Below are 17,449 nucleotides of genomic sequence, written 5' to 3'. Positions count from 1 at the left end.
AGGAACGGAGATCCAAATGGTGAAGATGAAAAATTACTTTACACTGGCATTAGGTGCGGCAATAGGTTTTGCCCCAGCAGCTGCAATGTCAGCTGAAGAGAAAGTACTCAATGTTTATAACTGGTCAGATTACATCGCCGAAGATACGATAGACAAGTTTGAAAAAGAAACGGGCATCAAAGTGGTTTATGATGTTTTCGATTCGAACGAAGTATTAGAAGCGAAAATTCTTTCTGGAAATACAGGCTTTGACATTGTTGTACCAAGTAACGATTTCTTAGGACGACAAGCAAAAGCGGGCGCTTTCCAGAAGTTGGATAAGAGTAAACTCACGAATTACTCTAATCTCGACCCAGAACTTATGGGGATCTTAGCTGATACCGTCGATCCTAATAATGATTTCTCCGTTCCTTATCTTTGGGGAACCACTGGCATTGGTTACAACGTCAACAAGGTAAAAGAGATATTGGGCGAAGATGCCCCTGTTGATAGCTGGGATTTAGTATTCAAACCTGAAAACATGGAAAAGCTGTCTAAGTGCGGTGTTGGTTTCCTCAATGCGCCAACAGAGATCATGGCTGCCTCTTTGAACTATTTGGGTAAGGATCCAAACAGTTCAAACCCTAATGATTACAAGAAAGACGCACTGGCTTTACTGAAGACCATTCGCCCTCACGTCACTTACTTTCACTCATCTCAATACATTAATGACCTAGCAAATGGTGATATTTGTGTTGCTATTGGTTGGTCCGGTGATGTGTTGCAAGCAGCCGACCGAGCTGCAGAGGCCGATAATGGCGTTGAAGTCGCGTACTCGATTCCAAAAGAAGGCGCACTGGCTTGGTTTGACTTGATGGCCATTCCAAAGGGAGCCAAACACCCAGAAAACGCACATTTGTTCATCAACTTCTTAATGCGTCCAGAAATCATTGCTGAAATCAGTAACTACGTTTGGTATGCGAATCCAAACTTAGCGTCTCGAGAGTTTATCGACCAAGAGATCTTGGATGACCCAGGTATTTACCCAACGCCTGAAGCTCAAGAGAAACTGTATAGTTCGAAAATGCTACCGCATAAGGTTTCACGTTCCGTGACACGTGCTTGGACGGATTTTATTAAGAACTAATTAACACCCATGGCGAACACAGGTATGTGTTCGCCTTTTTTATGGAGAACATTATGACAGTGATGTCTATAGAGACCGAGCCAGTACACCACCACAACGAGCCTATAACGCCTAAACCTCTTCTGGAAATCCGTGGGCTGACCAAAGATTTTGATGGCCATGTAGCGGTTGATAATGTTGATATTACCATTAATCAAGGTGAACTATTTGCGTTACTCGGCGCATCGGGTTGTGGCAAATCAACGCTACTCAGGATGCTTGCGGGGTTTGAAAAACCAACCGCTGGCCAGATTATTCTCGATGGTGAAGACTTGGCTGAAATTCCTCCATATCGTCGTCCCGTGAATATGATGTTTCAGTCGTATGCTCTATTCCCACACATGACGGTCGCCAACAATATTGCGTTTGGACTCAAGCAAGATGGCATGCCAGCAAAAGAAATTGAAGCGACCGTTAAGCATATGTTGCAGCTAGTGCGTATGACTGATTTCGCCAAGCGAAAACCCCATCAATTGTCAGGTGGACAAAAACAAAGGGTAGCCCTGGCAAGAAGTCTGGCGAAGAAACCCAAGTTGTTGTTGCTCGACGAACCAATGGGGGCACTCGATAAGAATCTTAGAGAAAAAATGCAGCTTGAAGTGGTCGACATTTTAGAAAGTGTCGGTGTGACTTGCGTAATGGTGACACACGATCAAGAAGAAGCCATGACGATGGCGAGCAGAATCGCAATCATGAATAAAGGACAGTTTGCACAAATTGGTTCCCCTGAATCAATTTATGAGCATCCAAACTCCAAATATACCGCCAAATTTATAGGCTCTGTGAACATTTTTGATGGTGTTTTGACAACCAATCAAAGTGACGGTGCCACGGTTACCACACCAGATCTCAGTAAACCTATCTCTATAGCTCATGGCGTCTCGGGCGCACCGGGCATTCCACTTTCAATAGCGGTTCGCCCGGAAAAAATGACGTTATGTGATTATGCGTCTTCAGGGGAAAACTCTTGCTCTGGCATTGTTGAAGATATTGCCTACATGGGGAATCAGTCCATTTACCATGTCAGGCTAGACAGCGGTAAGCTAGTGACCGCGACACTGCAAAATACCAGTCGACACCGTAAAGACATGCCAACATGGGAGCAAAGAGTCAACCTTTGCTGGGACATGGAAAGTTGTGTGGTACTCAAACTATGATAAAAAAAGCCAAACTTGATTTTTGGCGGGTGATACCTACGCCAAAATGCTTATTGCTTGCTGTGCCTTATGGCTGGCTATTGCTGTTTTTTCTATTGCCATTTCTCATTGTATTCAAAATCAGCTTGGCAGAGGCGCAGATAGCGATCCCGCCATACACAGAGCTGTTAACCTATGCAGAGCAGCAACTACAGTTGTTACTTAACATTGGCAATTACCAATACCTCATAGACGATGACCTTTATATCTCTTCGTATATACAATCGATTCGCATCGCACTGATATCGACATTGCTATGCTTGTTCATCGGTTTTCCAATTGCATGGGCAATAGTGCATTCAACACCATCGACACGAAATGTATTGCTTATGTTGATCATATTGCCGTCATGGACGAGCTTTTTGATACGTGTATATGCTTGGATCGGCATTCTTAAGAATAATGGGTTACTCAATAATGCCTTGCTGTCGATTGGCATCATCGATGAGCCTTTGAGGATCCTCCATACCGATGTGGCTGTTTACATTGGTATTGTTTACACCTATCTGCCCTTTATGGTGCTTCCTTTATACACTGCACTGATGCGAGTGGATTACTCCCTTATTGAGGCTGCTAGTGATCTGGGTGCTAAGCCTATGACGACATTATTTCAGATCCTGATTCCGTTAACCAGAGCGGGCATTATTGCAGGTTCTATGTTGGTGTTTATTCCTGCGGTTGGTGAATTTGTAATACCAGAGCTGTTAGGAGGACCTGATTCGATATTGATCGGTAAGGTGCTTTGGCAAGAGTTCTTTAACAACCGAGATTGGCCAGTGGCATCAGCAGTCGCGATTGTGATGTTGCTACTTCTGATGATTCCTATTTTGTGGTTCCACCGCTATCAAAAAAGAGAGCTGGAGGTAAATGCATGAACGCAATACCCGTCTATAAAAACAAATGGAAGTGGATGATTCTGGCTGCAGGGTTTACCTTTTTATACCTGCCAATTTTGATACTCATTATCTATTCATTTAACGAGAGCCGTTTGGTGACGGTATGGTCTGGCTTTTCCATCAAATGGTATTTTGAGTTGTTTGAAGATGACCTTCTAATGGGAGGGGTAAAACTTAGCCTCATCATAGGCTTTCTTTCTGCGAGCGCAGCAGTGGTATTAGGCACCGTCGCAGCCTTTGTTCTCAATCGTTTTGGTAAATTTCATGGTGAAACCAGCTTTGCGTTTATGATCACCGCGCCCTTAGTGATGCCCGAGGTGATTACCGGCCTGTCGTTGCTCTTGTTGTTTATTGCCATGGGGCAGATGTTTGAGTTGTTTAGTCAGCGAGGGATGCTCACTATTTGGATCGCCCACGTAACGTTTTGTACCGCGTATGTGACGGTAGTGGTAAGTTCCAGATTACAAGAAGTGGATCGTTCTATCGAGGAAGCGGCAATGGATTTGGGCGCTCCACCATGGAAAGTTTTTTTTCAAATTACCTTACCAACAATCGCACCCGCTATTCTAGCCGGTTGGTTACTTGCGTTTACCTTGTCTTTAGACGATCTCGTGATAGCGAGTTTTGTGTCAGGCCCAAGTGCTACGACCCTACCAATGGTGGTATTTTCCAGCGTAAGACTAGGGGTTAGCCCGAAAATCAATGCGTTAGCGACATTGATTATTCTTGCTGTCGCGTGTGCTACGTTTATTGCTTGGTGGGTAATGGCCAAAGCAGAGAAACGCAGACAACTTGAAATGAAATTGGCGGAATAATCCTAGCAATGAGGTCGGTCGCACTGTTGGTAGTGCGTCTACTATTTTGACTATAGGCGGTTATGATAGCAGCAAAAATCAAGAGGACGATTGAGCATGGACGTAGGCAAACAGTTAAAAACGATTAGAACCATGCGTGGCCTATCGCAAAGACAGTTGGCAAAGCAAAGTGGCGTGACCAACTCTATGATTTCTCAGATCGAGCAGAATTTAGTGAACCCCTCAGTGGGTTCGTTAAAGAAAATTCTTGATGCTATCCCCATTTCTATGGGGGAGTTTTTTACCCTCAACGTAGAGCCAGAAGACGATATCTTCTTCAACGCAGAGCAAATGGCCGACTTAGGCGATGGCACCATAAAAATGTTGCTGGTTGGTGCAAAGCGCGAAGGGCGTGAACTGGCCATTCTACGAGAAGTGTATCCACCGGGTTCGGATACAGGGACAGATTTCATGCAACACGACGGGGAAGAGGGCGGAATTGTTATTCGCGGAGAAATTGAAATTACGGTCGGTAGTCAGAGTCGTGTATTAAAGGCAGGGGATTCCTATTACTTTGAAACCCGAAAGCCCCACCGTTTTCGTAATAAAGGCAAGATAGAGTGCGAACTCATAAGCGCTGCCACACCTCCGACCTTCTAGCTTGACCTAGATCAATATCATCTAACAAATAGTCTTGGGCTTGATTCCCCTGAACTAAACTTACTAATGGGAACCTGTCGATCTGGAGGTTATTATGAGCCTAATTCCACGTGACTCTTGGAATGATTTCAGCCATATGTTCGATCATGCTTTTCCAACCATGCGGCCAAAATGGGGAAGTGGTGTATTTTCTCCAAAAGTAGACGTTTTGGACAAAGAGACAGCATTCGAGATCATTGCTGACCTTCCTGGGGTCGATAAAAAAGACATCTCCATTACTTATGAAAATGGCATGCTTACTTTGTCAGCATCCACTCTTCAAAGTGATGAACAGACTGAGATTGACAAAGTCATCCACAAAGAACGCTATGAAGGTAAAATGGTTCGTAGCTTCACATTGAGTGACAATGTACAGCCTCAGGATATTTATGCTGAATTCACCGATGGGGTACTTGTTGTGGTTGTCCCTAAAGTTGAGCCAACTAAGTCTGAACCTAAGCATATAGAAATCAGCTAACTCTAAAGGCCTAAGCAATTTAGGCCTTTATCATTGATACTTCCTTATCTAATTCTTTTTAAGAATAGATAAACCTTATCGTGAATTCGACAGCTCTATTCCCGATTTCAGATAATAAGTGCGATATTTATATTAATTATCATAAAAAGTAAAATTTGATTTGGTTTGTTATTAAATCAAAGAAGAGAACCACAATTTCAGCATATTATTGAGAGAAGCATTAATCGTTCTTAATAAGAGGCTAATAATGGCTTTAAATAAAAAAAAGACCATCGTAATAATCTGCACTATTCTTCTCGCCGTATTGTTCGCTGCTTACTTGATGACCGGTCATGATCAAACGAAACCCATTGACCTAGTAGAACCATTCCCAGCAGGTTCATTCGAAGTCCATGTGTTTCTAGAGCAACATAGTGGAGGGTAACAGACTGTAATTACGAGGCTTTAATCACTGGTTTATAGTTTTTTGATATTTTTATATTGCTAGAGTGAGGTGCAATATTTTTAATAATTTATTTTCATTTTTTAATTCTAGATTTCAGCAACCACGTTGGGCATATTTAATTCAACCAATATAGATAACGATAACCCTACACAGGAGTTTCTAATGACAAATAAAACATTCCATAAGCCAGGAATAGCCTATAGCGAAGAAGCTGTTTTATATACGGGCGATTTTATTACTGTTAATGAAAAACAACCACGAGCAAGTGCGACAGTAATAAAAGATGGCAAAATTATTTTTGTTGGAACAAAAGATCAAGCTGAGACTTTTTTAACAAATGAAAACATAGAGTATCGCCTAGATACTCAGTTTGAAGGTAAGACAATTGTCCCTGGTTTTATAGAAGCTCACATGCACCCACTTGGCGCAGCACTTTTCACAGCCCGCTTTGGTTACGTAGGTCAAATAGAACGTACAGCGGCCGCGGGAAAAGTATTACCAGCTAGTGTGACAAGCGCAGAGCTAACAAACACCATCGATCAGTTTGTTGCCGAGCATAATGAAGCTGGTAAAAAAGGCGAATGGCTTGACTTCTGGGGATTTGACCCACTATTGATGAGCGACGGCACAGTTGTTGATCGTGACTTCCTAGATGCATTGTGCAGCGACTCACCAATCATGCTTATGCACGCTTCTTGCCATGTAGCTGTGTTTAACACTGCGGCAATTGAAAAAGCGGGTTATAGCCTTAACGATAATCCAGCATTCGTTTTCCGTAAAGATGATCGCCTAACAGGTGAAATTGCAGAAATGCCAGATATCTTACGTGCAGTTGGGACTGGAGCTTTCAACCTGGGTACGGCAGAAGATGCAGTCGGTGCGATGATCGCTTACGTCGATGGTACAAGCCGTTTAGGTGTGACAACCATGTCTGATTGTGGAATGGGTCTACCTCAAAATCCTTTCCCTCTTTACACAGCTCTTTCTCAAATGCCAATCTTTAAGGCGCGTCTTGCCGCTTACCCACTGGTACCAAACTTTAACAAGGATGAGCTTGCAGAGTTTAATGCTGCAAGCAACGACCGACTTTTTGCAACCAAAACTAAGTACCTGAACACTGATGGTTCTATCCAAGGTTTTACAGCGGTACTTAAAGAAGGTGAAAAGTACTACAACGGAAAAGAGAGCGGCCATTTCCAATATGATGATGAAAAAATGTACGAGGATGTGTTTTATGCACATGAACTAGGCTACAGCATCTCATTCCACTGTAATGGCGAAGGTTGCACAGACAAACTATTGGATCTCATTGAACGCATGCAAAAAGAGTGTGCTCAGCCAAATGTACGCCATTGCCTAGAGCACAACCAAATGGTTACCCCTGAGCAAATGGAACGCATGAAGACCTTGGGTGTGGTTCACAACTTATTTGGTACGCATATTCCTTTCTGGGGCGATGTTCATGCATCCCAAACCGTTGGTCCTGAGCGCGTTAAAACACTGAACCCATTCCAAACATCTGCAAAAAAAGGCGTCCCTTTCTCAATCCACTGTGATGATGTCGTAACTCAAGTTAACCCATTGTTCATGATGTGGGGCGCAATGAACCGCCAATGTGTTTTCTCTGGCAAAGTGTACGGCGAAGATGAGTGTCTAACCGCAGAGCAAGCATTACACGCTGTAACTCTTGGCGCGGCTTATCTTATGGAGAAAGAGCACATGATAGGCTCAATAGAGGTAGGCAAGCTCGCAGACATGGCAATTCTTGATGCGAATATCTTGGATATCGACAAGATGGCAGTTAAAGACGTCAAAGTACACGCGACGATGCTAGGTGGTGATGTTTCTGTTCACGAAAGTGCAACAGCGACTAACGAAGAAGCGATGCCTGCTTAATATGTGGTGATTTGCTTTAAATAAATAGAGTGCTCCTAGCAATTAGGAGCATTTTTTTTAATCTTCTAGAAAAAGAGTAACAATGAAATGAAAATGAAGACGGTCAATGAACTTATCTTATGTAGCTTGATCGGAACCTTTGCAATGCTTGGTTACGGTGCCGTTTGGAATTGGGTTTCTGTGGATGGCGTTTTTATGGCGCTGGTATCAGCGATTATCATGGCGGTAGTACTCAAAAGCTCGGTTGCTTTTGAAAAATTTGCTGCTGTCTTTTGTCTTAAACAATCAACTTTGCCGAAGATTAAACGTTTTTTCTCATCATGGTTCATTTTGATCGGCTCTAAAGTGGTTGCAATGGGCGCGATTGTTCTTTTGTTTGATGAGCAAGTTCAGTTCTCTGGGCCAGCGGGTGGCGTTGTGGCTTTCTACATTACGATTATTTCGATTGTGATCTTAGAATCCTTATTCCTTAAGACGGTGAATAAAAAAGCCGCAAAAGAAGCAACCCCAGCTTAGTCTCTGCATTAAGTAGAGCTCACTCCCCTTATAGTCTTAAAAGCCTCACTTCATAGTGAGGCTTTTGTATCCATTGAGAACCGCGCCCCCAATAAATGGGTTTATTGGACGAGGCACCAGCGTGCTAGTGCTTGTACCTAAAGGTATTACTGTCATCAATAATTTCAATTTTGATAGACGCTAAACCTTTGTTGATATCACCTATTTGTTCAAATGACTTTTTAGAAAGGTCAATGATTCGGCCTTTAACAAAAGGCCCTCGATCATTGATTTTAACATCCACCGATTTGCTATTGGTTGTATTGGTGACCCGTACGATAGTCCCAAAAGGTAGAGTTCTATGAGCCGCAGTGTAGGCTCTCTTGTTATAACGCTCACCACTTGCTGTGAGCTTTCCATGGTATTTACGTCCATACCATGACGCTTGACCGACAAGCTCGTGTGACCTTGCATAACTCCTTGTTTTTCGCTCATCAGCTACCGAAGTAGAGGAGCAGCCAACGAGCAGAGCAAGGAGCAAAGCGGTAAAAGCGAGGTTTAGTTTTTTCATACGAGTTGAGTATTCCATTTTATTCATGTCATGTTTGTCGGTTTTGGATGGATTGCCGGTTCAGTAACATTACCTAGAATGTTGGTCGAAATAGCGTGTTTATCATCTGAACAGATTCTGAAATTTTTCCATGAACGACAGTTCCTTTGGTCATGGTTAAGAAAGGTTTTTGAAGAGAAAACAACAGCGTTGCTCATATGTGAGCCATAGAAATAGACTCTCAAACAAACTATTCGCGCTGATGCGTGAATGAACGTATCTAAAGCCTATGGTCATCGACATGTTCATCGCTGATCACAAGATAAAGTGATTTTAACTTACAGCGGGAATTGAGGGATTATCAAACATTGAAGGGGCGAAACTCATTCTAGCTATGCTGCTAAATAGCTGAGAAGAGCACCTAAAAGAAAAGCGCATTGTTCGGTTCAGAACAATGCGCTTTCAATAGATTGTTTGGACTATTTACCTTGTCGGTGATACTAGCCTCTTTACATTTAACAACTTGTTTTTGTGGGCACTAGTACGGCAGACGTATCATCCTGACATTCCAATCTGGAACTCACAACAAACCCCAATAGCGCCGTCATCATTAAGGCTATCATCGTCAGATCAAACCCTTTTAAACGAGCATTAGCGTTTATTACGATTAGGTTGTGTGTTTGCGCACTATCAAACTCAAACATCGTTACCGAACTTTCTAGCCTTGTGTTATCGATATAAGGAATGTGTGATAATTTGTCGATACTTTCAACAAACGCAGTTGGCATTTGAGCTACGATTTCGGAATGAGATTGGATTTCGCTTTCTAATCCCCACTGATTTGCCCCACCAAACAGACTGATCCCAATGACCAGACCTATGTTTCGTAGCGTAGCTTGCAGTCCGCCAGACTGCTCCGCATCACGCTCACCCAGCGCACTCGTGATAATGACTGGGCATTGTGATGCCAAAATACCCATAGCCGCACCGAGTAATGCCATACCTAGGTAAAACGAGCCTAAAATGTGATCCGCAGCGCTCGATAGCCACAGTGTGCCACCAGCGAGAATGACCCCAAAAAATGCGATTTGGCAAAGCGTTTTAGGGTTCAGGTGCTTAAAGACAACGGGAGTAATGATTGAAAAGCCAATCATAAACGCTGAAAAGAGCAAAATAATGCCACCAGAGTGCGCTGAAGACAGTGCGACTGCCACTTGAAGATAAGTAACAATCACAAAGCTACTGCCACCAAGAATGATGTACATCAGTGGCAAAATAATAAAACCCTTTCGAGATGAGCGATTGGTCAGCCAGTGAATCGGTAGTAGGGCATGTCCGTGGCGCTTTTGAAAGCTAAGTTGCTGGAAAATGAAGCATGTAAATAAGCTTATACCAACAACAATAAAAAGCAGTGCTGGGCTTAATGGAAAGATAAAACTTAGCCAATTGGGAATACTAGCCCCTTGCAGAGCGTATAGTCCGCCCCAGTAAGGCAACTTAATAAGGCCAAAACACAGTACTGTGATGCTAACGGCCCCAAGAATGGAACCCGCAATATCAAATTTTGCGGGTTGATTGGTGTGTATAGGTTCGATACGGGTGATCGCGCCAATCAGAGTGGCGAGGTAGCACAAAGCGATAAGAGCAAAGGGCCATTGCCAGCTCACGTTGTCGTGAAGCCAGCCGCTTAGTAGTGGCATAACAGCTGCTGCAAGCCCAGTCGCTGCGGCCATTAACCCAAAGCCGAGCGCTCTAGACTTTCCAGGGGAGTGAGCCACTACAAGCGCAAGAACGGCCGGTAAAATAAACGCAGAACCTATCCCAGCGAGAGGCCGAACAAATAGGGTCACTGAGTAGATGTCTGGAATTAGAATGAAGCCTAAAGTGGAGATAAACCCTAGAGTGGTGCCGATGATGAGCAAACGGCGCCAGCCAATAATGAGTCCGAACATACTGGCAGATAACATCAATGCTGCACCAACCAGCGGTTGAATGATGCCGAGAACTTGAATGCTGGCAATGTCGGTATTAAAGACATTGACAAGAGTAGACGTAGAGATGGAAAGGTTTGCTACATCAGCGGAAAGAGTAAACTGTGCTAAGCACAGTACCCAAAGTAAAAATCCTTTTTTATTATCTAAGGCTTTGACCATAGCTGCCTCGCTCTATTTTAGGATTAGGGAAGTAGAAACAATAAAGCCTCGGTCAAACCGAGGCTTATCAAAGGTGCGCGTTAACTGTTCATTAATGAACGTTTAGGCAGCTTCGTACACAATGCGAGACCACCCATCATCAAGGCAATGAGCGTGTAAAGTGCATAGTGTACCGAAGACAAACGAGACTCTGCCATTACAGCGACAACAGCCTGTTGCTCTTGGGCTGGGATTTCAGCAGTAATCATTAGTTCGCGTGCCATATCGTTTGAAACAAACGGTAGAGAAGGCGTTTCAACGATGATTTGCTTAGTTTCAGCAGATAGAGTTTCATGCTCCATTACGCCGTTTTTGATTTCACCTGTTAGTGAGAACAGCATTACCGAACCTAGAATAGCAACACCAAACGCTTGACCGATGTTACGAGACGTGGCCTGGATACCACCAGATTGTTGAGCGTCTTGCTCACTTAGAGCTGAGGTTACAACAATCGATGCTTGAGAAGCGAGTAGACCAGCACCAATACCAAATACTGTTAGTGAAATGTATTGCCAGAAAGTAATGCCGTCAGCGGTGAAACCAAAGAACATTAATGCAGTACCTGCCGCCGCAATGATAAAGCCAAGTTGGCAAATACGCTGGCAGCTTAGGTGACCCAGTTTTGCTGGAGCGCCAAGTGAGCCAATCATCATGCCCAAAGCAAATGCACAAAGTGCCATACCAGAAGCGAACGCGCTCATACCAGCGACTAGCTGCATGTATGAAACGTTGATAAAGCCAGTTGCACCGAACAGTAGGAAGATAGTTGCACAAAGAACTAGACCAACAACAACCTGTGGGTTTTCAACGTAAGATCGAGGTAGAAGAGGTGTGTTACCGGCAGCTTCGAAGCGGCGCTCCCAAACCATGAGAGCCTTAAGGATGATACCACCCAGAGCAACGACAGGCAGTGCTGGAGAAAGACCCATGATATTGAAATCCGTTAATGGAGCAACCAAACCCCAGTCAGAGATTTTCAGTAGACCCGTTACGAAGCATAGAAGCCCTGTACCTGCCAGAACCACGCCAACAACGTCGAACTTACCTTTGAAAGTCGCTCTTGGTAGCTCGGGAAGCTTCATACTGCCAAGCATCACCAATGCACAGTAGACACCTAATCCTGAGAATGCAACGCGGAAGCTAGCCACATCGAGAATAAAACCAAAGATAAGAGGCGTTAATGCGCTCGCTAGGCCGACCAGCGCAGCGATTGCGGAGAAGGCGATCGCTTGGTCTTTGCCTTTGTAGATACCAGCGATATTAGCCAGAACGGCAGGAATAAGTAAACAAGCGCCAAGGCCCGAACCGACGCGAGCTACATAGTTTAAGATTTCCATGTTTGGAGCAAATGCGGCTCCGAACGATGCGACTGACAATAGACCAGCACCGATAATCATTTGGCGTTTCCAACCGATGATCAGACCAATTAGGCCACCAGCGATCATACCTGCACCAGCGATAAGTGGGTACATAGCGTTAGCCATTTGAATGTCAGACATGGTCGCACCGTGCAATGCAATTAGCGCTTCCGTTGAAATAGCCAAACCTGAGTTATCAGCCATTGTTGAAAATTGAGCGGCAAGAAGTACGATCAGAGGGAACCATTTGGCTAACCCGACCTTCTCTTCTGGTGTAGGAACCGAAGTAGCGGATACCGTCATTGTTAGATACCTTTTATGTTGAAGAGCAAGAGCTCTGTAGTTTTAGTTTAAACACGTTTATCGAAGCTATTAAACCGTGTTAGAGAGCTCTTGCTCCAACCAAAAAAAGTATCTTTCAGGGAAAAAAAATTGTATTTCTAAAATGGCAGATAAAAAAACATAAAACGCACTATTTTTCGTCTTCTTTGGTCAAAAGAATCGAAGCGTTATTGTTTTTAGATAGTTGAATATTAAGAAAAATTCTGTCGTTATCTACCCTCCAACCATCAACTCTGAACAGGGTACCGTAAGAAGGTACGTGAATGCCCGTATCTTTAAGAAATTCTTCCAGTCCATTGACGCTTCGTTCGGTAACTTCAAGATGGCTACGTTCATGATTTAACTTTTTATAAGCTAAGTTGACATCGTAGGTGTAGTTATACTGACCGTAACGATTCTCTACGGACAGCCGGGCACTTTTTCTCTCAATAATAAACGTCGCGTAGCTTTCTACTTTTTTATCCCCAAAGGAAATTTGTCCCTTTCCATACCAAACCCCCTGGTACAAACGAAGGGGGTCATTAAGGTATTGATAAGTGAGGTACCCGATAAAATACGATACAGAAAGAATCAAAAGGACAACGGTGCTTTGTATTAGTCGGCGAGTTGACATTGAATGGTTCCTTCTGTCTTTTTACATACTCGGTATTCATTATTGGTTTTCAACACATAATGTGGCGTTGAAAGTTGCTCTAAGTTAAGACGCTCCAGTTCTCCTTCTTCGGGCACAAACAAAATCCAGTGTCCTTTGTATAAGAAGCTAGTACGCTCGGGGGGATTCATAAAGACACCTGATGCCGAAATGGCAAATGCGATGACGCCACAAGCCAAAACCAGCACCCATTGGTTAATGCTAAACAGTGAAAGAAGAGTCACCGAGCTTTCTTTCTTAGTGTTGAGGTTGGTCGACTGGTCTTGCGCCTTGCTATCTGACGTCAAAGCGTTTTCGTTAGCTTCTGATAGGGGAGCTTGGACGGATAACTCTTCTTCGACCACCTGCGGTTTTGTGGCCAGTACGTAGCCTTGTTTTGGGATAGTGCGTATCAGAGTGCGCTGTTCATCATTCAAAGAAAAGCGCAGTGCTTTTATTGTTTGGTTAATCGTTGCGTTAGTTGCGTAAGAATCTTTCCATAATTGCTCTTCGATTTCCTTTCTGGATAAAACTTCGGGAAAACTCTCTATCAGAGCATGAAACAAATTGGCTTCTCTTGCTCGTAATCGGCTTATTTCACCTAGTTTTTCGATAGCGCCCGAGGTTGGTGAATAGAGGATATCACCTACTTGATACACAGGTGGCTCAAGAGAGAGTAGTGACATATAAGATCTCTTCGTTTCCAAGTATTTAGTAATAGTAGCAAACAATAACATTGAATTCGTCTATCGAAACATAGCGTTATAATGATTATTGCCAATTATTACGGATGGTGTCGGAGTCTAAGATTCGCTGAAAATACTATGGTCAGTTGCCTTAGATACATGCGCTTATGCTAATGGAAACGTTATTGATATTGTTTTGATCTATAGCAATATTATTCCCAGAAATAATCCACAAGCCCCTAAAATGCCGTTGATAGCACAGTGAATTTAGAACTTTATATAATTTAAATCATTTGTATAAGGTAGGCTAGTGCGATGTTTTTTTTAGATATATCAAAAGATGTTGAGGTGACTACTTTTTACTATTTATTTTTGCTTATTGTTTTTTAATTTAGTTATCGCTCAATAACATGATTTTTTACAGTGTATGCGTTCGCTGGCTTTCTTTTAGCTGGCATTTCCAATAACAAATTTAATAGGTTTGTACCATGGCAGCACTTAAAAAATTATCACTAGCTTGCGCGTTAGTATTCGCATCGTCAGTCTCTTACGCCGATGATCATATAGAGCCAGTCGATGCTCCTGATCCAGGGGATCACACGAAAGTCTCAACCGTTATGAGCGCAACGTACGGCAAGCAAAGCTTAGGTGAAAACGACAACGATTTTATTCAATTTCTTGGGCAGGCGTCAGGAAGTAAGGCAAATGGCAATTTATTTTTAGGGCAACTGACACTAGAAGCGCAAGAAAATAAAGGCACGGCTAACCCATTCGCGAGCGAAGATTTGAAGATGTCTAAGTTGCGCGCTCGCTACTTTGAAGTGTCTCATACTAATTGGGAAAACGCTCCGATGATGGGTATTTCTTTAGACTACATTGAGACAAGCTTTGCAGAAGATCCTATCTCTGACCGTTTATTTGCTGTTGGTGGCTTGGTACGTATGACCACACCTTTCAAGAACTGGTTATCCTTCCCAATTTTGGCGGTTGCAGTCGGTCAAAACAATGGTGACTATGCAGATGTTGGTGTTGTAGATGATTACGCCTATGGTTTTCAGTTTAACTTTTTAAACTCAATCTACCTAAGCGAAAACGGTACCCACATTCAGTTTAACCCACAGTTTAGTTCAATCGAGATGGGCGGCATGTTAGGTACAGTGAATACGCTTCAGTTAGATACGGCTTTCCAAATGCCGCTTTCTGAGAACCGTAAGCACTGGGGAAAACTGACCTATACGGAATACTTCGATAATACTGGCGACAGTGGCTTTGGTCATAATAAGAATAACACTGAGTTGAAATTTACATATAGCTACTACCTATAAATTCAACTTAATGTGAATAAGCCGCCACGACCTAGTCATCGTTGGCGGCTTTTGTGATTTTATCTACAAAAGTGAGTGATTGACGAGCAAGGCTAATCCAGTTCAATCCACGTTGACTTCATCTCCGTGTACTTATCCAGAGCATGCAATGATTTGTCTCTGCCATTACCGCTTTGTTTGTATCCGCCAAATGGCATCGTCATATCACCGCCATCCCAATTATTTACGAATACGGTACCCGCACGAAGTGCACGTGAGCAGCGTACAGCCGTTGAAATATCAGATGTCCAAACGCCTGCAGCTAAGCCATAGTCACTGTCATTAGCAAGCTCGATGGCTTCTTCGATGCTATCGAAAGTGGACACGCACAGAACTGGACCAAAGATTTCTTCCTGGAAAATGCGCATATCACGCGTGACTTCAGTAAATACGGCGGGCTGAATATAGAAGCCATCTGTTTGGCTTAATGCAGGTTGGCCTCCGTACACAAGCGTGGCACCATCTTCTTTGCCGATTTCGATGTACTCAAGTACACGTTCGTATTGGGCGCGGTCAACAATTGCTCCGACACGAGTCTCTTCAAGTAAAGGGTCGCCCGGTTGCCATTGTTCCATATGGCGCAGCAGGCGTGCCAAAAAGTCGTCTTTGATTGATGAATGCACCAACAACCTTGACCCCGCGGTACATACTTCACCCTGGTTATAACAGATAGCCGACGCCGCCGTTGCTGCGGCTTTTTCGATGTCTTTCACATCATGGTGAATAATATGTGGGCTTTTGCCTCCACACTCCATAAACGCGCGTTTGAGATTTGATTGTCCTGCAAAACTTAGCAGTTTTTTACCCACGGCGGTTGAACCGGTAAAGGTAATACAATCGACATCGTTGTGAAGAGCCAGAGCTTGTCCGGCTTCATGACCAAATCCAGGAAGTACCTGTAGCACTCCATCAGGGATCCCTGCTTTTGTGGCTAGCTCGGCCAATAGTATTGCAGTAAGCGGGGACTTCTCGGAAGGTTTAATAATTACCGAGTTACCCGTTGCCAAAGCAGGGCCGATTTTCCAGGCGGCCATCACAGTGGGAAAATTCCAGGGGACTATCGCTGCGACCACGCCAAGAGGTTCACGGGTAACTAATGCTAGTGCATCATCAGTAACAGGTGCCACTTCATCGTAAATCTTATCAATAGCTTCGGCGTTCCAGGCAATACAACGCGCGGTAGCAGGGGCATCATACCCTAAAGCATCTCCGATAGGTTTTCCCATGTCTAGCGATTCTAGTATCGCAAAGTGCTCTTTGTGCTGGTCGATTTCATCAGCGTATTTAAGAAGGATGCTCTTTCTTCGGCTGGGGGATAACCCTGCCCATACGCGACTATTGAATGCCTTTCTTGCCACGACAACCGCGCGATCAACATCGTCTTCATTGCAGCGAGCAACATGAGCCAAGGTATGGCCTGTTGCAGGGTTAATCACCTCAAAGGTATCTCTGGAAAGAGCGTCGTGAAGTTTTCCATCGATAAACGCCTGAGTCGAAAAACTCAATGTTTCTGCTTTATCATGCCAAATCATAGTATCCATTTTGATTCCTCTTTCCCTAAAAGCTTGCTGGTGAATTTGCGCTGACAATGATGCAGTCTTCATCAGCGATGTTTCTAAAACGATGCGGGCGAGTACTGTCAAAGTAGTAGCCATCACCGACATAAAGAATGACCGTTTGGTTATCGACTGTGAGCTCTAACTGGCCTTGAATAATAACGCCGCACTCTTGTCCTGAATGCGTGAGCATTTCCGCTCCGGTATCGGCGCCTTTTTGTAAGGTTTCTCGAAGCATACCGATGTGTCGTTCGCTGTGAAAGTGACCGACTTGACGGTAACTAATGCGCCCTTGACCAATCTCTGGCTGCTCGTGTTTACGGGTATAGAACTGCTCAGGTTGTGGGTCATCGACGGCAAAAAACTCTGCCATCGATGTCGGTACTTTACTTAGCAGCTTACTAAGTGAGGCGACAGATGGGCTCACCGCGTTATTCTCTATTTGTGAAATAAAGCCGTTTGTCACGCCTGCGCGCTTAGCCAATTCACGCTGTGATAACCCGGCTTTTTCTCTCAGTGCCTTAAAGCGCGTACCAATTTCTACGTCCATCCGAGCTTACCTTTGTTGTATCGGTGATTATTAAATTAAACACAATGTAGTCAGAAGTGCTAATTTCGTCCAATAAATGTTCAAGATATAAACATTGCATGCGCTCAATTTCCAAGCTATAGTCGTTTTTGTTAATTATTTTATAACACAATTATA

At 43.7% G+C, this 17,449-nt stretch carries 17 protein-coding genes; 10 read left to right on the top strand and 7 right to left on the bottom strand.

Annotated features, from left to right (window positions below; all coding sequences use genetic code 11):
- Nucleotides 1-16 precede the first annotated feature (16 nt).
- The 9 genes from LNL84_RS15530 (at nt 17) to LNL84_RS15490 (ending at nt 8,085) form a co-directional block, all read left to right on the top strand.
- Nucleotides 17-1,126, top strand: a complete 1,110-nt coding sequence (locus LNL84_RS15530; RefSeq protein WP_244358466.1) for a polyamine ABC transporter substrate-binding protein — start codon at nt 17-19, stop codon at nt 1,124-1,126.
- A 53-nt stretch (nt 1,127-1,179) separates the two neighbouring features.
- A complete protein-coding gene (gene potG / locus LNL84_RS15525) occupies nt 1,180-2,322 on the top strand; it encodes a putrescine ABC transporter ATP-binding subunit PotG (RefSeq protein WP_244358465.1) in 1,143 nt (380 codons plus the stop codon).
- Entirely contained in the window at nt 2,319-3,236 is a 918-nt protein-coding gene (potH, locus tag LNL84_RS15520) for a putrescine ABC transporter permease PotH (protein ID WP_244358464.1), read from the top strand. Before potG ends, potH begins: the two co-directional genes overlap by 4 nt.
- A complete protein-coding gene (locus tag LNL84_RS15515) occupies nt 3,233-4,072 on the top strand; it encodes an ABC transporter permease subunit (RefSeq protein WP_244358463.1) in 840 nt (279 codons plus the stop codon). Before potH ends, LNL84_RS15515 begins: the two co-directional genes overlap by 4 nt.
- 96 nt (nt 4,073-4,168) lie before the next feature.
- On the top strand, nt 4,169-4,711 hold the full coding sequence (locus LNL84_RS15510) for a cupin domain-containing protein (RefSeq protein ID WP_244358462.1): 543 nt from the start codon (nt 4,169-4,171) through the stop codon (nt 4,709-4,711).
- Nucleotides 4,712-4,805: 94 nt separating this feature from the next.
- Nucleotides 4,806-5,228, top strand: a complete 423-nt coding sequence (locus tag LNL84_RS15505) for an Hsp20 family protein (RefSeq protein WP_244358461.1) — start codon at nt 4,806-4,808, stop codon at nt 5,226-5,228.
- 247 nt (nt 5,229-5,475) lie between these two features.
- Nucleotides 5,476-5,652: a hypothetical protein gene (locus tag LNL84_RS15500; protein ID WP_244358460.1), complete on the top strand. Its 177-nt coding sequence runs from the start codon at nt 5,476-5,478 to the stop codon at nt 5,650-5,652.
- Nucleotides 5,653-5,835: 183 nt separating this feature from the next.
- Complete coding sequence (locus tag LNL84_RS15495) at nt 5,836-7,569, top strand: amidohydrolase (RefSeq protein ID WP_244358459.1); 1,734 nt, start codon at nt 5,836-5,838, stop codon at nt 7,567-7,569.
- An 87-nt stretch (nt 7,570-7,656) separates the two neighbouring features.
- Nucleotides 7,657-8,085: a hypothetical protein gene (locus tag LNL84_RS15490; RefSeq protein WP_244358458.1), complete on the top strand. Its 429-nt coding sequence runs from the start codon at nt 7,657-7,659 to the stop codon at nt 8,083-8,085.
- A 124-nt stretch (nt 8,086-8,209) separates the two neighbouring features.
- Here the strand turns inward: LNL84_RS15490 and LNL84_RS15485 are convergent, their stop codons facing one another.
- From LNL84_RS15485 to LNL84_RS15465, 5 genes are all read right to left on the bottom strand, one after another.
- A complete protein-coding gene (locus LNL84_RS15485) occupies nt 8,210-8,662 on the bottom strand; it encodes a septal ring lytic transglycosylase RlpA family protein (protein ID WP_244358457.1) in 453 nt (150 codons plus the stop codon).
- 467 nt (nt 8,663-9,129) lie between these two features.
- Nucleotides 9,130-10,767 (bottom strand): MFS transporter, encoded by a 1,638-nt coding sequence (locus LNL84_RS15480; RefSeq protein WP_244358456.1) that lies wholly within the window; start codon nt 10,765-10,767, stop codon nt 9,130-9,132.
- An 80-nt stretch (nt 10,768-10,847) separates the two neighbouring features.
- Nucleotides 10,848-12,467 carry an MFS transporter gene (locus LNL84_RS15475; RefSeq protein WP_244358455.1) on the bottom strand — a complete coding sequence of 540 codons (1,620 nt, stop codon included), beginning with the start codon at nt 12,465-12,467 and terminating at the stop codon, nt 10,848-10,850.
- A 169-nt stretch (nt 12,468-12,636) separates the two neighbouring features.
- Nucleotides 12,637-13,119, bottom strand: a complete 483-nt coding sequence (locus tag LNL84_RS15470; protein WP_244358454.1) for a hypothetical protein — start codon at nt 13,117-13,119, stop codon at nt 12,637-12,639.
- A complete protein-coding gene (locus LNL84_RS15465) occupies nt 13,101-13,823 on the bottom strand; it encodes a winged helix-turn-helix domain-containing protein (RefSeq protein WP_244358453.1) in 723 nt (240 codons plus the stop codon). The genes LNL84_RS15470 and LNL84_RS15465 overlap by 19 nt, the downstream gene beginning before the upstream one ends.
- Before the next feature lie 488 nt (nt 13,824-14,311).
- Between LNL84_RS15465 and LNL84_RS15460 the strand changes: the two genes are divergently transcribed.
- The gene (locus tag LNL84_RS15460; protein ID WP_244358452.1) at nt 14,312-15,148 is read left to right on the top strand and encodes a hypothetical protein; all 837 of its coding nucleotides are present in this window, start codon (nt 14,312-14,314) and stop codon (nt 15,146-15,148) included.
- Between the two features lie 92 nt (nt 15,149-15,240).
- On the opposite strand, the gene LNL84_RS15455 is transcribed toward LNL84_RS15460, so the two are convergent.
- Together LNL84_RS15455 and LNL84_RS15450 are read right to left on the bottom strand one after the other, a co-directional pair.
- A complete protein-coding gene (locus tag LNL84_RS15455; RefSeq protein WP_244358451.1) occupies nt 15,241-16,728 on the bottom strand; it encodes an aldehyde dehydrogenase in 1,488 nt (495 codons plus the stop codon).
- A gap of 16 nt (nt 16,729-16,744) precedes the next feature.
- Nucleotides 16,745-17,293: a cupin domain-containing protein gene (locus LNL84_RS15450; RefSeq protein WP_244358450.1), complete on the bottom strand. Its 549-nt coding sequence runs from the start codon at nt 17,291-17,293 to the stop codon at nt 16,745-16,747.
- Nucleotides 17,294-17,449 lie beyond the last annotated feature (156 nt).

This window comes from Vibrio gelatinilyticus (genome assembly GCF_022836845.1).
Classification (GTDB): domain Bacteria; phylum Pseudomonadota; class Gammaproteobacteria; order Enterobacterales; family Vibrionaceae; genus Vibrio; species Vibrio gelatinilyticus.
This window is presented reverse-complemented; position numbering and strand designations above follow the sequence as displayed.

Bases quoted from the DNA above. Each gene is read 5' to 3' on its own strand.
- LNL84_RS15460 (WP_244358452.1), top strand. From the start codon at position 14,312: ATGGCAGCACTTAAAAAATTATCACTAGCTTGCGCGTTAGTATTCGCA.
- LNL84_RS15500 (WP_244358460.1), top strand. From the start codon at position 5,476: ATGGCTTTAAATAAAAAAAAGACCATCGTAATAATCTGCACTATTCTT.
- LNL84_RS15515 (WP_244358463.1), top strand. From the start codon at position 3,233: ATGAACGCAATACCCGTCTATAAAAACAAATGGAAGTGGATGATTCTG.
- LNL84_RS15530 (WP_244358466.1), top strand. From the start codon at position 17: ATGGTGAAGATGAAAAATTACTTTACACTGGCATTAGGTGCGGCAATA.
- LNL84_RS15465 (WP_244358453.1), bottom strand. From the start codon at position 13,823: ATGTCACTACTCTCTCTTGAGCCACCTGTGTATCAAGTAGGTGATATC.
- LNL84_RS15490 (WP_244358458.1), top strand. From the start codon at position 7,657: ATGAAAATGAAGACGGTCAATGAACTTATCTTATGTAGCTTGATCGGA.
- LNL84_RS15505 (WP_244358461.1), top strand. From the start codon at position 4,806: ATGAGCCTAATTCCACGTGACTCTTGGAATGATTTCAGCCATATGTTC.
- LNL84_RS15495 (WP_244358459.1), top strand. From the start codon at position 5,836: ATGACAAATAAAACATTCCATAAGCCAGGAATAGCCTATAGCGAAGAA.
- LNL84_RS15485 (WP_244358457.1), bottom strand. From the start codon at position 8,662: ATGAATAAAATGGAATACTCAACTCGTATGAAAAAACTAAACCTCGCT.
- potG (WP_244358465.1), top strand. From the start codon at position 1,180: ATGACAGTGATGTCTATAGAGACCGAGCCAGTACACCACCACAACGAG.
- LNL84_RS15470 (WP_244358454.1), bottom strand. From the start codon at position 13,119: ATGTCAACTCGCCGACTAATACAAAGCACCGTTGTCCTTTTGATTCTT.
- LNL84_RS15480 (WP_244358456.1), bottom strand. From the start codon at position 10,767: ATGGTCAAAGCCTTAGATAATAAAAAAGGATTTTTACTTTGGGTACTG.
- potH (WP_244358464.1), top strand. From the start codon at position 2,319: ATGATAAAAAAAGCCAAACTTGATTTTTGGCGGGTGATACCTACGCCA.
- LNL84_RS15455 (WP_244358451.1), bottom strand. From the start codon at position 16,728: ATGGATACTATGATTTGGCATGATAAAGCAGAAACATTGAGTTTTTCG.
- LNL84_RS15450 (WP_244358450.1), bottom strand. From the start codon at position 17,293: ATGGACGTAGAAATTGGTACGCGCTTTAAGGCACTGAGAGAAAAAGCC.
- LNL84_RS15510 (WP_244358462.1), top strand. From the start codon at position 4,169: ATGGACGTAGGCAAACAGTTAAAAACGATTAGAACCATGCGTGGCCTA.
- LNL84_RS15475 (WP_244358455.1), bottom strand. From the start codon at position 12,467: ATGACGGTATCCGCTACTTCGGTTCCTACACCAGAAGAGAAGGTCGGG.